The 16,056-nt window shown below is 69.9% G+C and carries 13 protein-coding genes; 10 read left to right on the forward strand and 3 right to left on the reverse strand.

Translation table 11 applies throughout. From position 1 onward, the window contains the following. The first annotated feature begins 130 nt into the window (after window positions 1-130). The 4 genes from BKN51_RS29405 (at window position 131) to BKN51_RS29420 (ending at window position 2,960) form a co-directional block, all read left to right on the forward strand. Window positions 131-553 (forward strand): helix-turn-helix domain-containing protein, encoded by a 423-nt coding sequence (locus BKN51_RS29405; protein WP_158255719.1) that lies wholly within the window; start codon window positions 131-133, stop codon window positions 551-553. After that, the gene (locus BKN51_RS43325) at window positions 486-1,001 is read left to right on the forward strand and encodes an IS3 family transposase (RefSeq protein ID WP_158255718.1); all 516 of its coding nucleotides are present in this window, start codon (window positions 486-488) and stop codon (window positions 999-1,001) included. The genes BKN51_RS29405 and BKN51_RS43325 overlap by 68 nt, the downstream gene beginning before the upstream one ends. 340 nt (window positions 1,002-1,341) lie before the next feature. Further along, a complete protein-coding gene (locus tag BKN51_RS29415; protein WP_101610727.1) occupies window positions 1,342-2,511 on the forward strand; it encodes an acyl-CoA dehydrogenase family protein in 1,170 nt (389 codons plus the stop codon). Window positions 2,512-2,522: 11 nt separating this feature from the next. Then, complete coding sequence (locus tag BKN51_RS29420) at window positions 2,523-2,960, forward strand: SgcJ/EcaC family oxidoreductase (protein ID WP_101610728.1); 438 nt, start codon at window positions 2,523-2,525, stop codon at window positions 2,958-2,960. A gap of 60 nt (window positions 2,961-3,020) precedes the next feature. Here the strand turns inward: BKN51_RS29420 and BKN51_RS29425 are convergent, their stop codons facing one another. Then, complete coding sequence (locus tag BKN51_RS29425) at window positions 3,021-3,395, reverse strand: cupin (protein ID WP_101610729.1); 375 nt, start codon at window positions 3,393-3,395, stop codon at window positions 3,021-3,023. Between the two features lie 37 nt (window positions 3,396-3,432). On the opposite strand from BKN51_RS29425, the gene BKN51_RS29430 reads away from it, so the two are divergent. Then, the gene (locus BKN51_RS29430) at window positions 3,433-3,819 is read left to right on the forward strand and encodes a hypothetical protein (RefSeq protein ID WP_233222945.1); all 387 of its coding nucleotides are present in this window, start codon (window positions 3,433-3,435) and stop codon (window positions 3,817-3,819) included. 145 nt (window positions 3,820-3,964) lie between these two features. Here BKN51_RS29430 and msrA read toward each other — a convergent pair whose 3' ends face one another. Beyond that, window positions 3,965-4,459, reverse strand: coding sequence for a peptide-methionine (S)-S-oxide reductase MsrA (gene msrA / locus BKN51_RS29435; RefSeq protein WP_101610731.1), 495 nt, complete (start codon window positions 4,457-4,459; stop codon window positions 3,965-3,967). A gap of 228 nt (window positions 4,460-4,687) precedes the next feature. On the opposite strand from msrA, the gene BKN51_RS29440 reads away from it, so the two are divergent. The 4 genes from BKN51_RS29440 (at window position 4,688) to BKN51_RS29455 (ending at window position 14,504) form a co-directional block, all read left to right on the forward strand. Next, entirely contained in the window at window positions 4,688-6,181 is a 1,494-nt protein-coding gene (locus BKN51_RS29440; RefSeq protein ID WP_101610732.1) for a TIGR02677 family protein, read from the forward strand. Beyond that, complete coding sequence (locus BKN51_RS29445; RefSeq protein WP_101610733.1) at window positions 6,178-7,398, forward strand: TIGR02678 family protein; 1,221 nt, start codon at window positions 6,178-6,180, stop codon at window positions 7,396-7,398. The genes BKN51_RS29440 and BKN51_RS29445 overlap by 4 nt, the downstream gene beginning before the upstream one ends. Continuing rightward, window positions 7,395-11,396, forward strand: coding sequence for a TIGR02680 family protein (locus tag BKN51_RS29450; protein ID WP_101610734.1), 4,002 nt, complete (start codon window positions 7,395-7,397; stop codon window positions 11,394-11,396). Before BKN51_RS29445 ends, BKN51_RS29450 begins: the two co-directional genes overlap by 4 nt. A gap of 87 nt (window positions 11,397-11,483) precedes the next feature. Then, window positions 11,484-14,504, forward strand: coding sequence for an AfsR/SARP family transcriptional regulator (locus tag BKN51_RS29455; RefSeq protein ID WP_233222944.1), 3,021 nt, complete (start codon window positions 11,484-11,486; stop codon window positions 14,502-14,504). Between the two features lies 1 nt (window position 14,505). Here BKN51_RS29455 and BKN51_RS29460 read toward each other — a convergent pair whose 3' ends face one another. Then, complete coding sequence (locus tag BKN51_RS29460) at window positions 14,506-14,934, reverse strand: hypothetical protein (protein ID WP_101610735.1); 429 nt, start codon at window positions 14,932-14,934, stop codon at window positions 14,506-14,508. Between the two features lie 147 nt (window positions 14,935-15,081). Here BKN51_RS29460 and BKN51_RS29465 point away from each other — a divergent pair, with 147 nt between their 5' ends. Beyond that, window positions 15,082-15,954 carry a DUF4394 domain-containing protein gene (locus tag BKN51_RS29465; RefSeq protein ID WP_174720462.1) on the forward strand — a complete coding sequence of 291 codons (873 nt, stop codon included), beginning with the start codon at window positions 15,082-15,084 and terminating at the stop codon, window positions 15,952-15,954. The last annotated feature ends 102 nt before the right edge of the window (window positions 15,955-16,056 follow it).

The following is a 16,056-nucleotide window of genomic DNA, read 5'->3' on the forward strand; positions in this document are numbered from 1 at the left end:
TCCCCGGGAGTGGGACTGAGAATTCAGTTCTGGCTTCCGGGGAGCAGTTGCGTGCGTGGGGATAGTTCGTTGACCGTGGGCTGTCGGTGAGTTGCCTGATCGGTGGCGGCTTCGAGGGAGCGCGGCCTCGGTGAGCAAGCCAGCCAAGCGATCGTTTTCTTTCGAGTTCAAGCTCGGGGTGGTGCAGCGGTTCCTCGCTGGTGCGACCGAGCTCGACCTGGCTCGTGAGTTCGGTCTGTCCTCGCCCAAGCTGATCGAGGCGTGGGTGCGGACCTACCGCGACGAGGGCGAGGACGGGCTCCGTCCGAAACGCCGGGGCCGCCCGCCCAAGCCCGATGCTCAGGGGGCGAGCGGGGAAACCGAGCTCGAAATATTGCGCCGGGAGAACGAGCGGCTGCGGGCGGAAACGCCTATCTGGAAAATTGCGTGCCCTGAGGATGCAGGAACAGCGGCGAAAGTAGAACAGGCGCCGGGGAAATCGCATCGTGCACCGCGCGCTGCGCGAAGCCGGGTGGCGGATCGCGAAGAAGACCGTGCTCAAGCTGATGCGTGAACTAGGTCTGGCCTGCCCGATCCGCCGGAGGCGGCGCTATGTCTCCTGCCAGGGCGAGGTCGGCAAGGTCGCCGACAACATCCTGAGCAGGCAGTTCACCGCCACAGCTCCGAACCAGAAAATGGGTCACCGACATCACCGGGTTCCGCGTCAACGCCCGCAAACTCTACTCACGGCCGGCCGTGTTCTGGCCCCGCCAAGGCGGGCAAGCGATCCGATGTGGAATGACGGCCGTTGCCGCCGCCTGTCCCACCGGCAGGTCATTGAGCCGGATTCCTTGAGTGGATCTCGACCCGCCATTGTTAGCTTTGGTCAGGCAAGCGAGCGCGACCGCTTCCCGCGTGACCACATCGGCGAGTCGGCGCTCCCCCGCGTGCCACCCGATCCTGGAGACGCCTCGACGTACTCAGGATCGCCGCCGCCGATCGCGAACCTCACCGAACCCTGATCGGAGTCGTATGGCCGACGTGAAGCCGCGGACCAGGATCCACGTACTGAGCGTCTACATAGGACTGATCGCGATCCCGGTCATGGACGATCATCCTGCTGGGCAACGGAAACGACGACGGCGGCGGCACCGCCGACACGATGCTGGTGATCATGGCGCCGGTCTCGACCGCGATGGCCACCGCTGGCCGCCTGGTTCGCCCGCCGCGAAGACCAGAACGTGGTGAATTTCCGGAACGCACCTCCGAACGTGCCGCGGCGTGACCAGTCGGCAAGTGAGGAGACGCGTTTCCCCGATCCCGCTGGAAAGCTCAAATCCGTCGACAATCTAGGAGGTCAAGGTGTCGAGCACCGATGTTCCGACGCGGGAGGAACTGGTTCGCCGCGCGGCCGAACTGGCTCCCGTACTGAAGAAACACGCGAACTGGTCCGAGCAGAACCGACGGGTGCACGACGAGTCCATCGAGGCGCTCGCCGAGGCGGGCGTGTTCAAGCTGCGCCGCCCGAAGCGTTACGGCGGCTATGAGGCCGACGCCCGCACCCTGGTCGACGTCGCCACGGAGATCGGCCGCGCCGATGGCTCCACTTCGTGGGTGGCCTCGGTGTACTGGATCCCGACCTGGATGGCTTGCCAGTTCCCGGAAGCGGTGCAGGACGAGGTGTTCTCCACCCCCGACGTCCGCATCTGCGGCACGCTCAGCCCGTCCGCGATGGCCGCGCCGGTCGACGGTGGCGTCGTCGTGAACGGCAAGTGGGGCTTCATCAGCGGGGCGCTCCACGCGCAGTGGCAGGAGATCATCGCGATCCTCGTGCCACCCGAAGGGGAGCCGTACCCGATCATGGCGCTGGTGCCGATTTCGGATCTGCTCGTCGTGGACGACTGGGACACCGCGGGCCTGCGCGGCACCGGCAGTGTTTCGACGGTGGCGCAGGACGTCTTCATCCCGGCCGAGCGCGTGCTCCCGCTGCCCGCGGTGCTGGAGGGGCAGGGCGGCGCGGCAGGTTCGATCTACCGGTCGCCGCTGCTGCCGGTCGCCGCGGCTTCGTCGGTCGGCACGCTGGTGGGCATGGCGAAGTCGGCTCAGGACAGCTTCCTCAAGCGGCTCCCGGACCGGAAGATCACTTACACCGCCTACGAATCACAGCGCGAGGCCCCGATCACGCACCACCAGGTGGCCGAGTCGGCGATGAAGATCGACGAGGCGCAGTTCCACGCACACCGACTGTCCACTTTGGTCGACACGAAGATCACCGACGGCTCGCCGTGGAAGCTCGAGGAGCGCGCTATCGCGCGGGCCGACCTCGGCGCGGTGGTCCGTCTCGCCAAGGAGTCCATCGACATTCTGGCCACGGCCTCCGGCGGTTCCTCGATCTACCACGGCATCCCGATCCAGCGCATCGCCCGCGACGTCGCCGCGGTCAACCTCCACGCGCTGATGCACCCCAACACCAACGCCGAACTGTACGGACGCGTGCTCTGCGGGCTCGAGCCCAACACGCTCTACATCTAGGAGGATCCTCGATGACCACGACCGAAACCGGGACGGCCGCCGACCAGGCCGCGATCGCAGCACTGACCCAGAAGGTCATCGCCGCGTGGGCTTACCACGACGCCGACTCCTTCGCCGGCGTCTTCACCGAAGACGGCACGATGATCCTGCCCGGCGTCTACAAGAAGGGCCGCGACGAGATCCGGTCGTTCCTCGTGGAGTCCTTCGCGGGCAACTACAAGGGCACCCAGGTCACCGGCCGTCCGCTGGAGATCCGTTTCTTCACCCCGGACTCCGGTGTGCTGATCACTCAGGGCGGCGTCCTCGGCCCCGGCGAAACCGAGGTCGCGGACTCGCAGTCGATCCGTGCTTCGTGGACCGTCGTCAAGCGTGACGGCGCATGGCAGCTGGCGTCCTACCAGAACACCCCGGCCAAGCAGCAGCTGCCCAAGCCGGGCACGGCCGCCTGACCTTCCCGACCAGAACCCGGGCCGTCCCCCCACGGCCCGGGTTCTTTCCTTTCTCGAGTATCAGGCCACGTGGAAGTCGTCGAGGCGATGCGCTTCAGCGGACGATTCCGTCGCGGCCAACCAGTGTGGATAGGTGACGTACACCAGCTCGGTGTCCTCATCGGCCGCATAGACCACCTCGGTTCCGGCTCGCAAGTAGTCCACCTCGCCGGCCCGCGCTGTTACCGAGCCGGATGGTCCCTCGACGGTGAAGACGCCGGAAGTGATGACCAGCGCCTCGTCGTAGGTCATCTTCCAAGGGTTCTTCTCGCCCTTCCCATAGCGCCCGAACCCGACCGACATCGCCGCGCCGCTGTCCCGTGAGAGGACGTCGGCAAGGAAGATCTGCTGGTCAAGGCGCTGAAACCAGGTCGCGGCGGAAGCGGGCGTCGGGATCGGGACCGTCTACCGGCGGTTTCCGGACAAGGGCGCGTTGGCGCAGGCACTCCTCGACGAGAACGAGCCCGAGTTCCAGGAAGCGTTCATCGGCGGGCCGCCGCCATTGGGGCCCGGAGCGCCGCCGGAAGAACGTCTCGGGGCCTTCATGAACGCTTACGTCGAGAGGCTCGAGACACACGGACAGCTACTGATGGTCGCGGAGACGGAGACGCCGATGGCGCGGTTCGTGACCGGCGCGTACCGGCTGCACCACAGTCACCTGGTCGCGTTGATCGGCGAAATCGAGCCCGACGTCGACGCGCACTTCCGGGCGGACGCGCTGCTCGCGCCCTTGGCGGCGGCACAGTACGTCCACCAGCGGCGAACCGGCATGACGCCGGAACAGATCAAAGCGGGCCTAGGAGATCTCCACCGGGCCTAGTGTCCTGCGCCGGAAGTTCGGGCCCTAGGTCCGCGTGGGGCTGAAGGGGACTTTCCCCGCGTTTCACGCGGTGAAGGGCGCTTTACCCACATCACATGCGGGGAAAGTCCCCTTCAGCCATGCACGGACACGTGCAGCGCGACGATCAGCGCTCGCCCAGCTGCCATTCCGGCCGCACGTAGTGGCAGGTGTAGCCGTTCGGGATGCGCTCCAGGTAGTCCTGGTGTTCAGGCTCGGCTTCCCAGAAGTCGCCGGCCTGGGTCACCTCGGTGACGACCTTGCCCGGCCACTTGCCGGAGGCGTCGACGTCCGCGATCGTCGCCTCGGCGACCTGCTTCTGCGTGTCGTCGGTGTAGTAGATCGCCGATCGGTAGCTGGCGCCGAGGTCGTTGCCCTGACGGTCGCGCGTCGTCGGGTCGTGGATCTGGAAGAAGAACTCCAGGACCTGACGATACGAGAGCTGCGCCGGGTCGAAGACGATCTCGATGCCTTCGGCGTGCGAGCCGTGGTTGCGGTAGGTCGCGTTCGGCACGTCGCCGCCGGTGTAGCCGACCCTGGTGGAGACGACTCCGGGGTGCCGGCGGAACAGATCCTGCATACCCCAGAAGCAGCCGCCCGCGAGAACAGCCTTTTCCGTCACTGTTGATCTCCTCTGGTCGTTGACACCCAGTACAACGTGCCGCACCCTCCCTGTCATCCCCGTCCAAGTGTGACGGAACGCTTACGTCCTCCGTGCGTCTCACCCTGCGTGAAGCCCGGCAAGTGGCTTTGCACAACGTGAGTACTCAGCGTGAAAAAGATGGGCCGTTCGGACTCGCCTGGGTGACCCCCTAACGTGTAGCCCCACGCACCATCCGCCGGAGGACACATGGATCCGATCCGTGTACCGCCCGAAATGTTCCGTTTCACCGACGGCAGCAGGTCCGGGCTCCCCCTGGCGATCCTGCATGCCTTCGGAGAGGCGAACGAGCGGCTCGAGACGGCCCTCGGCATCGACGATCTCCGCACCAGGCTGCGAGAGGTCGGCTGGCTCGAGACGCTGGACGACGACGACCTGGTCAAAGCACTGGATCAGCTCCGGACCCAGGGTCAGCTCGACACCGTCCAGAACCACGCCGGTGACTACCGGACGGCGTCCGAGTACGAGCGGCGCAATCTTCAGTACGCGCTCACCCGGCAGGGCGAAGCGGCGTACGCGGGGCTCCTCCGCGCGAACGAAGTGCTCAACGCGACGGGCGCGCTGCAGACGGCCACGCTCGAAGCACTGGGCGATCGGCTCGGTGAGCTCGTCAGGCAGCTGGAAGACGGCACCGACAGGCGCGTGTTCAGCACGCTCGCCGAGGTCGAGGGCCACCTTGAGACGTTCCGCGACACCACGAAGCGGTTCAACGGCGAGCTCCAGCGCCTCCTGCGCGCCGAGGCCGATCTCGCGACGTTCCACGAGGTCAAGGCGGCCACGGTCGCGTACCTGCAGGAGTTCCTGAACGACCTCGAACACCACACCCACACCATCTCCACCCGCATCAAGGAGATCGACGACCACGGCGTCGAGCGCATGCACCGGCGGGCGCTCAACGGCGCGTCCCTGCAGAACCCGGATCCGCGCTGGCTGGAGCTCCGTCAGGCTCGCTGGGACGGGCTTCGCGCGTGGTTCCTTCCCGAAAACGGGTCCTCGCCGCGGGTCGAGGACCTCCACCAGGTCGCGCGGCGGGCGATCATCACCCTCCTGCAGGTCCTGGACCGGATCACCGAGTCGCGGCGGCGCGCGAGCAGCGCGGTCGCCGATTTCCGTGAGCTGGCGCGGTGGTTCACCGTCGTCCCCGCGCAGGAGGACCTGCACCGCCTGTGGTCCACGATGTTCGGCCTCAGTTCCGCGCGGCACGCGCATCTGGCCCACGCGGACCCGGAAGTGGTCAGCACGACGGCGTCGTGGCTCGACGCGCCGCCGGTCGAGGTGTCGGAGCTGCTCCGGTCGGCGGGCCGCACCGAGCGGTTCACCAAGACCGGGCGGGTCCGCGACGTCACCGCGATCCGGGCGGCACGGGTCCGGCAGGCGATCGCCGAACGCGCCGAACTCGAGGCGGCGTGGAACATGCTCGACACCGGTGGGGTCGTACGGCTTTCCGCGTTCGAGAAGCTGGACCACACCGTCTTCGAGCGGCTGCTGGATCTGCTGGGCCAGGCACTCGGTAGCGGCCCCGACGCGACCGGCGCCCGGCGGTGCACGACGTCCGACGGCCAGATCGAGATCATCCTGCGGCAGGCGCGCAACGGCGCGGTGGCCCGTCTGACCACCACGAGCGGCGTCTTCCGCGGCCCCGACTACGAAATCGAGATCAGCACGGCCGGAGGCAGTGCGTGAGCCTGACGAACCAACTGGTCATCGCGGAACGCGAGGAGGTCGCGCGCGGGATCCGGGCGCTGCTGGCCAAACCGCTGATCGGCGAACGCGGCTCCCCCGAGACCTTCGACCTCATCCGGCGCCGCCGCGAGCCCATCCGGCAGTGGTTCGACTACTACTGCGGCTGGACGCTCACCGTCGAACCCCGGCTCGGGTACGCCCGGCTGGTCAAGGTCCGCGCCTCCGCCGACCCGACCCGCCCGGCGCGACGGCTGCGGTCCGGGCGCGCGGCCTTCGACCGGCGCCGCTACGTCCTGCTGTGCGTGGTGGCGGCCGAACTGCTCACGGTGCCGGTGACCACGATCGGTCTGCTCGCCGACCGCGTCGGCCGGGCGAGTGCCGCCGACGACCTCGTCACCACCTTCGACGTCGCCTCCCGGGCCGAGCGTCTCGCGTTCGTGGACGTCCTGAAGCAGCTGGAGTCCTTCGGCGTCCTCGAAACGGCCGACGGCGACGCCGAGTCCTTTGTGGACGAAACGACGGCGAAGGTGCTGTTCCGGGTCGACGCGACCCTGCTGCTGCGGCTGCTCGCCGCCCCGGTCGGGCCGTCGCAGCTGGCGGTGCCCGCCGACGACGTCGCGCTGCGGTTCGAGGAACTGCTGGACGCGGTATCCTACGAGCAGCGCTACGGGCTCTCGTCGGGACGCCACGAGGACACGCCGAACGCTTCCGACGTCCAGCGGAACCTGTGGCTCCGCCACGCGGTCTTCCGCCGTCTCGTCGACGATCCGGTGCTGTACTTCGCCGAACTGACCGCGGAGGAGCGCGCGTACCTCGGGTCGCCGACCGGGCGCCAACTGCTGCGCCGCGCCGCGGAACAGGGCGGATTCGTCCTCGAAGAACGCGCGGAGGGCGTGCTGCTCGTCGACGTCGACGGGCTGGCCACCGACGAGCGGTTCCCGGACGACGGCAGCAACGCCAAGGTCGCCGCGCTCCTGCTGCTCGACGCGCTGGACGAGCCGCGGACGACCGACTACCTGCGCAACGCCACCGCCAAGCTGCTGAAACGGTTCCCGCGCTGGGCCAAGACCTACCGGGGCAAGGACGGCGTGCGGCGGCTGACCGTGGACGCGCTCGCGGTGCTGACCGGCTTCGGGCTCGTCCGTACCGAAGCCGAACTCGTCCGGCCACTCCCGGCCGCCGCGAGGTACACCGGACGGAACGAGGAGGCGACGTGACCGTGACGAGGTGGATCCCGTCCCGCGCGGGCATCCTCAACATCTGGCGCTACTACGACGAGATCTTCGAGTTCCACGACGGGCGCCTGCTGCTGCGCGGCCCCAACGGGAGCGGGAAGTCCAAGGCGCTGGAGCTGCTGCTCCCGTTCCTGTTCGACGCGAGCCTGCGCGCCAACCGGCTGTCGACCTTCGGCACCAGCGAGCGCAGCATGCACTGGAACCTGATGGGCGAGGGCGCTTCCAGCGCCACCCGCGTCGGGTACGTGTGGCTCGAATTCCGCAAGGGCGAGGACCAGTGGTTCACCTGCGGCGCGCGGCTGCAGGCGAGCACCCACACCAGCACGGTGCACGCCGACTTCTTCACCACCGGCCAGCGCGTCGGCGACGGGCTGCCGCTGGTCAACGAGGCGGGCCAGCCGCTCACCAAGAACGCGCTGGAGGAGGCCCTCGGCGACCACGGGACCGTGCACCCCGGCGCGGCCGAGTACCGCACCGAGATCCGCGCGAAGCTGTTCCCCACCTTGAGCGAGCAGCGGTACGACGCGCTGATCACCGCGCTCCTCCAGCTGCGGATGCCCAAACTCTCTCAGCGGCTCGACCCGAGCCTGCTGTCCAACCTGCTCTCCCGCGCGCTCCCGCCGTTGGGACAGCAGGAGATCGCGGACCTCGCCGAGGGTTTCGAGCGGCTCGACGCGCAACGCGAAAAGCTGGGCTCGCTGGAGACCGAGGTCGACGCGACCCGCGCGCTCGCCGCGCGGCAGAAGACCTACGCGCAGCGTGTCCTGCGCGCGGGCGCCGCGAACCTCATCGCCGCGACCGCCGAACTCGACGGGCTCGCCGCGGCCGCCCGCCGTTCGGCCGAGGAGTACGACGAGGTCGCCGCGAGCAAGGCGGCGGCCGAGGAGCGGGCGGCGAAGCTCGAAAAGGACGTCGAAGAGACCGAAGCCCGCGTCTCCGGGCTGACCGATTCCGAGTCGTACCAAAAGGGCCAGGAGCTCGACAAGCTGCGGCAGCGCGCGTTTGCCGCGCGGGACCAGGCGGGAACGCTCCGCGCGGACGCGGACCGGCTCCGTGCCGAGGCGGACGCCGACGAGGAGAGAGCTCGAGGGGCACGACAGGTCGTGAAGCGGCAGGCCGATCTCGTCCGCTCGCAGGAGGCCGAGGTCCGGGCCGCCGCGACCCGCGCCAACCTGGCCGGGGTGCACGACGAACTCGTCGCCGGGCTGGACGACTCCGGCAAGCAGGGCGAACCGGTCCGGCTCCGTCCGCTGTTGCAGGCCGCCGTCCGCGGCAAACGCGACCAGGTCGAGACCGTCGGCCGGGCGATGGACAAACACGAACGCGCCGTCGGCCGCCGTCACCAGGCCGAGGCGGAGCTGGACCGGGCGAGGTCGGATTTCTCGGCCGCGCAGGAGAAACTGGACCTCACGACGGCGACCCGCGAACTCGCGCTGAGCGATCTGCGCACCCGGCTCGCCGAATGGGCGATCGGCTGCCGTGAGCTGCGCTTCCCCGACGTCGAAGCGCTCGTGCGGGAGGCCGAAGCGGAAGTCGCGCTGCTGGGCAGGATCAGCACGGTCGCCGAGACCGTGCTGGAGGACATCGTCCGGCAGGAGGCGGCGACCGGTGCCGCGCTGGCGACCGCGCGTATCGAGCACGACGAACTGCTCGTCGAGGCGGGCGTGCTCGAATCGGAGGACGTCCTCACTCCCGAGTCGCCGCGCACCCGGACGGCGGACCGGACCGAGATGAGCGGCGCCCCGCTGTGGCGGCTGGTCGATTTCGCCGGCTCCGTCCCGGCGGACACGCACGCCGGGATCGAAGCCGCGCTCGAAGGCGCCGGACTGCTGGATGCCTGGGTGAACTCCCACGGTGTCGTCGACGGCCACGACGTGCTCGCGGAGACCGGGACACTGCCGGTGGCTCCCCGCTCGCTCGCCGACGTCTTCGTACCGGAACCCGACGCCGGGGTCGCCCCGGCGAAGATCCGGCGGGTGCTGGAAGTGATCGCCTTCGACGACACGCTGCCCGCGGGTCCCGCCGCGATCGGCGCGGACGGCAGCTGGCGGATGGGCAGCCTGTCGGGCAGCTGGGCGAAGGAAGCCCCGGCCTACATCGGTTCCTCCGCCCGCCTGCGCGCCAGGGAACGCCGGATCGCCGGGCTGCGGGACGAGATTTCCGGCCGCGAGAAGATCATCGCCGAGCTGGAAGGCGAATTGGCCGCGCTGCGGGGCAGGCGCGAGCTGATCAAGATCGAACGCGCCGCCCGCCCCGGTCACGAAGATCTCCTTGCCGCGACCGGGGAATCGACCACGGCCGAGGCCGACCTGACCGCCGCCGACTCCGCCGTCCGGCACCGGGAAACGACCGTCTCCGCGCTGGAGATCGAGGCCAAGACCGCCCTGCACGAGCTGACCGGCCAGGCTTCCGACGGCGGGCTGCCGACCGAACGCGCCCCGCTGACCGCGCTCGCCACGGCCCTGCGCACCTACTCCGACCAGGGCGAGAACTGGCTGTACGAGCACGGGAACCTGCTCGCGGCGACCCAGCGGGCCGAAACGTTCGCCGACCAGGCGGCCCGTTCGGAGGCGAACGCCGCCCGGCGCGAGGACGAGGCTGTCGAGGCGGAGGCCGAACGCACCAAGCTCACCGCGATGCTCGAAGCGATCGAGGGATCCGTCGGCACCGGCCAGCGCGAGGTGCTCGCCGAAATCGACGGCCTGCGCACGAAACTGCGCGGACTCGCCGACGAACTCCGCGCGGCGAACGCCGACGCCAAGGACCTGGCCGTGTCCTTGGGCGCGCTCGGCGTCCGGCGCACGACCGACGCGAGGGCCCGCGAGGACGCCGCCAAGAAGCAGGACGCCGCCGCGCTCCGGTTCCGGAAGCTCGCCACCGGGGTCTTCCCCGCGGACGGCGGGATCGAGGACCTGCCGAAGTTCCAGGCCACCCTGTCCGCCTCCGAAGGGGTGCGGGCGGCACTCGACACGGCCCGGCTGGTGGCCGCGGCGTGGCCGTCCGTGCCGCACGCGCCGAGCAACCTCGGCGAGGCGCTGCACCGGCTTTCCGAGGCCGTGCACACCTGCCGGAACACGCTCAGCACGCGGGCGGAACTCGATCTGGAGACCGACGAGGACGTCCAGATCTTCACCGCCGTCGTCGACGGGCTGCGGGTCGGCGCGGCCGAACTGCTGAAGATCCTTTACGCGGAAGCGGAACAGAGCAGGCACGAGATCACCGGCCGCGAGAGCGACCTGTTCGACAAGACGCTGACCGGTGACACCCGGCGCCATCTCGCGGCCCGCATCCGGCAGGCCAACGACCTCGTCGACGGGATGAACGCGCGCCTGGAACGGGTGCGGACCGCGTCGAGGGTCGCCGTCCGGCTGGTCTGGCAGGTCTCCCCCGATCTGCCGCCGGGCACCAAGACCGCACGGGATCTGCTGCTGAAGGATCCGGACCAGCTGACCGCCGAAGATCGCGTGTCCCTGCACAAGTTCTTCCGCGAGCGCGTCGAACAGGCGAAGGCGGACGACACGGCGACCAGCTGGGAACAGCAGCTCGCGCAGGTCTTCGACTACACGTCCTGGCACCGGTTCGTGGTCAAGGTGGACCGTGCCAACGGGGCGGGCTGGCAGCTGCTGACCAAGAAGCTGCACGGCGCGCTTTCCGGTGGGGAGAAGGCGATCGCGCTGCACCTGCCGCTGTTCGCCGCCGTCGCCGCGCACTACCAGGCCGCGCCCGAGGCGCCGAGGGTGATCCTGCTCGACGAGGTGTTCGTCGGCGTCGACACCACCAACCGGGGGCAGGTGTTCGGACTGCTGTCCGCGCTCGACCTCGATCTGATGCTGACGTCGGACCACGAGTGGTGCACCTACGCCGAACTCGGCGGTGTCGGGATCCACCAGCTCATCACCGGCGGCGACGGCGACGACGCGGTCACCACGGCGCGGTTCACCTGGAACGGTCACGACCTCCTGCCCGCCGAACCGCGTTAGCCTGAGCGGCCCCAAAGCCGGGCGCAGCGGGGCCCTTTCCGCGGTTCGTCCTTGTGCGGCGCGGGAGGGCTCGCTACGTTCCTGCCGATGGCGCCGACGGCAGTGCGGATCCAGGTGCTGGGTTCGCTGCGCGTGTGGCTCGACGGGGCGGAAGTCGACCTCGGCCCGCCAGGCCGCCGCGCCGTCCTGGGGTTGCTCGTGCTCGCCGGCGGCGAAGCGATGTCCAAGCAGGACCTCGTGGACGCGCTCTGGGGCGAACGGCCGCCGCGCAGTGCGGTGAACGTCCTCCAGACGCACGTAAAACATCTGCGGCGGCTGCTGGAACCCGGCCGTCCTTCCCGGTCCGGGAGCGAGATCCTGCCGCATGTCGGCGGCGGGTACGCGCTGCGCTGGGACGCCGTCGAGATCGATTTGCCCCACGTCCGCGGGCTCGTCGCCGAGGCGAACGACGCCCAGCGCGACGGCGAGACGGGCCGTGCCGCGGCCCTGTTCGGCGAGGCCCTGCGCTGGTGGCGGGGCAAACCGCTGGCCGATGTCCCTTTGCTCGCACCACATCCGAAGGTGATGGCCCTGGTCGCGGAACGCCGTGCGCTGCTCGCCAGGTACGGCGACGCCATGCTCGCCATCGGTGCCGCCGACGAGGTGCTGACCGAACTGGTCGAAGCCGCCGCGGACCAGCCGTTGGACGAACCTGCCCAGGCCCGGTTGATCCGCGCGTATCACGGCGCCGGCCAGCGGGCGACGGCTTTCGGGCTCTACCAGGAGGTTCGCGAGCGGCTCGTCGAGGAGCTGGGTGTCGAGCCGGGACCCGAACTCGTCGCGGCGCACGCCGCCCTGCTCGACGACGGGGAACAGCACCCGGCCGAGAGCCAGCGCCCCACCGCCCGCGTCCCACGGCAACTGCCCGCCGAACCACCCGGGTTCACCGGCCGGGCGACCGAACTGTCCATTTTGGACGAGCTGGTGCCGAGGGCGGGCGGTTTCGGCGGTGCGGTGGCGCTCGCGGCCATCACCGGCACCGCGGGCGCCGGGAAGACCGCGCTCGCCGTGCACTGGGCGCATCGCGTGAAGGACCGGTTCCCCGACGGGCAGTTCTACGCGAATTTGCGCGGCCATTCGCCCGGTCCGCCCGCGACGGCGCTCGAAGTGCTCACCCGGTTCCTGGCCGCGCTGGAGATCCCCGCCGAACGCCTGCCCGCGGACACGGAGACCGCGTCCGCGCTGTACCGGACGCTGATGACCGACCGGAAAGCCTTGGTACTGCTGGACAACGTCGATCGCGTGGACCAGGTCCGGCCGCTGCTGCCCGCCGGTCCCGGCTGCCTGGTGCTGGTGACCGCCCGCGACCGGATGGCCGGTCTGGTCGCCCTCCACGGCGCCCGGCGGCTCACCCTCGGCATGCTCGATCCCGCCGAGGCGCTGGAACTGCTCTCGCAGGTGCTCGGCGCCGACTGGATCCGGGCCGAACGCGAGGCCGCGGCCGAGGTGGCCGAGTCGTGCGCGTATCTGCCGCTGGCCCTGCGGATCGCCGCGGCCAACCTCGCCGACACTCCGGGGAACGGCATCGAGGATTACGCCGTCGAGTTGCGCAAAGGCAATCTGCTCGCCGCGCTCACGGTGCCGGGTGACGAGCAGATCGCCGTCCGGACCGCCTTCGACCTCTCCTACCGGGCCTTGCCCGCGGAGACGAGCAGGGTGTTCCGGCTGCTGAGCCTGGTGCCGGGCAACGACATCGGCGTCGAGGCGGTGGAGGTCCTCGCCGATGCGGAACGGGCGGGCCCGATGCTGGACGCGCTCGCGGCCGCGCATCTGGTCGAGCAGCACGCGCCGGATCGGTACCACTTCCACGACCTGCTCCGGCGTTATGCCGCCGATCGCCTGGAGTCGCGGGAGTCCCCGGCCGAGATCGGCTCCGCCCGCGCCCGGTTGCACGAGTGGTACCTGCGTGCCGTCGACAACGCGGCGAAGCTGGTGTACCCGCACATGTTCCGTCTTCCGCTGTCCGTGCCCGACGGCCCGATCCCCGCCGCCGCGAAGGAGAACGCGGCGGAATGGCTGGAGACCGAGCTGGGCAACCTCGTCGCCGTCGCCGAGGACGCCGCGCGGGTCGGGCCGCTTCCGGTGGCCTGGCTGCTGGCCGACGCCCTGCGCGGCTATTTCTGGATGTCGTTGCGCCAGGTGGAATGGCGGGCGGCCGCCGCGGCCGCGTCGTCCGCCGCCGAACAGGACGGCGATCCCCGCGCCCGCGCGTCCGCCCGGTTCAGCCTGGCCGACCTGAGTTTCCGACAGGGGCGATACCGGGAGGCCGTCCGGCATTACGCCGGCGCGCTCGTGCTCGCCAGGCGGGCGGGCTGGGTGGAGGCGCAGGCCGCGGTGCTGGGCAACCTCGGTTGCGCGTACTGGCAGGCCGGACGGCTTCCGGCCGCCGCGGTGCGGTTCTCCCGGGGACTGGAGCTGAGCAGGCGGGCGGGCAGGCCCGCCGGGGAAGCCGTGGCGCTGGGCAATCTGGGGCTCGTCCACTGGGAGATGGGCGACCTGCCCAGGGCGGCCGGGCACTACGCCCAGGCCTTGCGCCGGTATCGCCGGATCGGTTCGCGCTACGGGGAAGCGATCAACCTGAGCAATCTCGGGCAGGTGCAGCACGCTCGCGGCAACGCAGGCGAGGCGGCCGGGCTGCTTTCCGAGGCCCTCGCGCTGCACCGCGAGGCCGGGAACCGCGCCGGGGAGGCGGAAACGCTCGGCAGGCTCGCGTCGGCGTACTGCGATCTCGGCCGTCCGGCCGACGCGCTCGCCCACGCGCGCGACGGACTCCGGCTGGCGCACGAGACCCGCGAACCGCGAGGCGAAGGCGAAGCGCTCGTCGCGCTCGCGAGCGTGCATCACCGCGTCGGGCACCGACGGGACGCCGTCCGCCACTATCGGCAGGCGCTGGCCCTGCTGCGGGAAACCGGCGACCGGTACCCCGAGGTCGACGCGCTCATCGGGCTCGCCGTCGCCACCGGTGACCTCGGCCAGGCCCGCCAGGCGCTCACCCTCGCCGAGCGGGCCGGCTACCGCGCGCTTCGACGACGGGCGTCCGCCGCCGTCGAAGCGATCCTCCGCGCCTGAATCACGCGGCGGCGATGGCGCTTTGGCTGTCGTATCCGCCCGACGGGTCGAAGGTGACGACGACCCACGGATTGACGCCGTTTTCCTTGCCTTTGCCGTCCTGGCAGGAGAACTCGCTCATGTCGAACGCCTTCCAGACCGGGCCGTCCGGTGTCTTGCCCAGCGATTCCTCGATCCGGCCGACCCAGCGGCAGGCCGGACTGTGCACCCGCGCCGCCACCGACGGCTCGGCCCAGACGATCGTCCCGCCGTCCGCGCACCAGGAAAGGTCGAACGTGTAGGTCCACCTCCCGGGATCCTCGAGCACCACCGGCTTGATGATCTTGACGCCGGAGGCGCATTGCCTGGCCGCGTCCGCCTCGCCGGTGGCGACGAACGTGAGCCCGGCGCACAGGACCACCGAACCGGCGAGCATCTTCTTGAGCGTCATCGCTCCCCCTGAATCCGTTGTCCCCCTACTGTTCCCCCGGTTCCCGGCACCCGCAATCCGCCGGACGCCGGGTCCAATCGACGTCCAATGGCCGTCCAGTGCCGCCGAATAGCTTGGGGCGCACTGTTCCGGTTGAGGGGAGTACGGATGAGGGCAAGACTCAAGAAGGCTCTGATCGCGGTGGCCACCACGGTGACCGTCGCGGCGTCGCTGGTCGCCGGCACCGCGGGCGCGAGTTCGGCGCAAGCGGCCGGGCTGCCTGTGTTCGCGATTTCGTCGGACGGCAAACTGATGGCCTACTTCGACACCGCCACGCCGAATGTGCTCGGCTGGGTCCGGCTCGTGCAGGGACTCACCTGCGGGGAGACCTCCCTGATCGGGATCGACTTCCGGGTACAGGACGGCGTGCTGTACGGGGTGGGGAACAAGGGCTGTATCTACACGATCTCGACCCCGCCGAAGACACCCGACGTCGTTCTCACGAAGGTGTCACAACTGAGTATTCCGCTGTACGGCAAGGACTTCGGCGTCGACTTCAACCCGGCCGCCGACCGGCTCCGGGTGATCAGCGACAACGGCCAGAACCTGCGGCACAACCTCGCCGCCCACAGCACGATCGAGGACACCGCCCTGACCACACCGCCCATCTCGGGGAGAACCTCCGGGGTCACGGCCGCCGCCTACACGAACAACGACCTCAACCCCGACACCGCCACCACGTTGTTCGACATCGGCACGGCCACCGACCAGGTGCTCATCCAGGCACCGGCCAACAACGGGCTCCTCAGCCCCACCGGGGCGCTCGGCGTCAACGCCGGCCCGATCGCGGGCTTCGACATCTTCAGCGAGCTGACCAACGGCAAGACGACCTCGGTGAGCGCGTTCGCCGTACTCAACCCGGCCGCCGCGTCGTCGCCGTCGACGTTCTACACCGTCAACCTGCTGACCGGGGCGGCGACCAAGGTCGGCGACTTCCCGCTGCCGATCGGTGACATCGCGGTCGCTCTCGACACTTACTGAGCGAACGGGGGGTGTTTCCGGAATTCGGCGATGATCGCTTTCTCGGCAGCCGGGCTTCGGCTGCCGAGAAAGTTCTGTTGCCGGAAATCGGCAACGGGTTGC

The organism is Amycolatopsis sp. BJA-103, assembly GCF_002849735.1.
In the GTDB taxonomy this organism is placed as follows: Bacteria; Actinomycetota; Actinomycetes; order Mycobacteriales; family Pseudonocardiaceae; genus Amycolatopsis.

Coding starts and splice junctions, on each gene's coding strand:
- BKN51_RS29420 (WP_101610728.1), top strand. CDS start 2,523: ATGACCACGACCGAAACCGGGACGGCCGCCGACCAGGCCGCGATCGCA.
- BKN51_RS29440 (WP_101610732.1), top strand. CDS start 4,688: ATGGATCCGATCCGTGTACCGCCCGAAATGTTCCGTTTCACCGACGGC.
- BKN51_RS29455 (WP_233222944.1), top strand. CDS start 11,484: ATGGCGCCGACGGCAGTGCGGATCCAGGTGCTGGGTTCGCTGCGCGTG.
- BKN51_RS29460 (WP_101610735.1), bottom strand. CDS start 14,934: ATGACGCTCAAGAAGATGCTCGCCGGTTCGGTGGTCCTGTGCGCCGGG.
- BKN51_RS29465 (WP_174720462.1), top strand. CDS start 15,082: ATGAGGGCAAGACTCAAGAAGGCTCTGATCGCGGTGGCCACCACGGTG.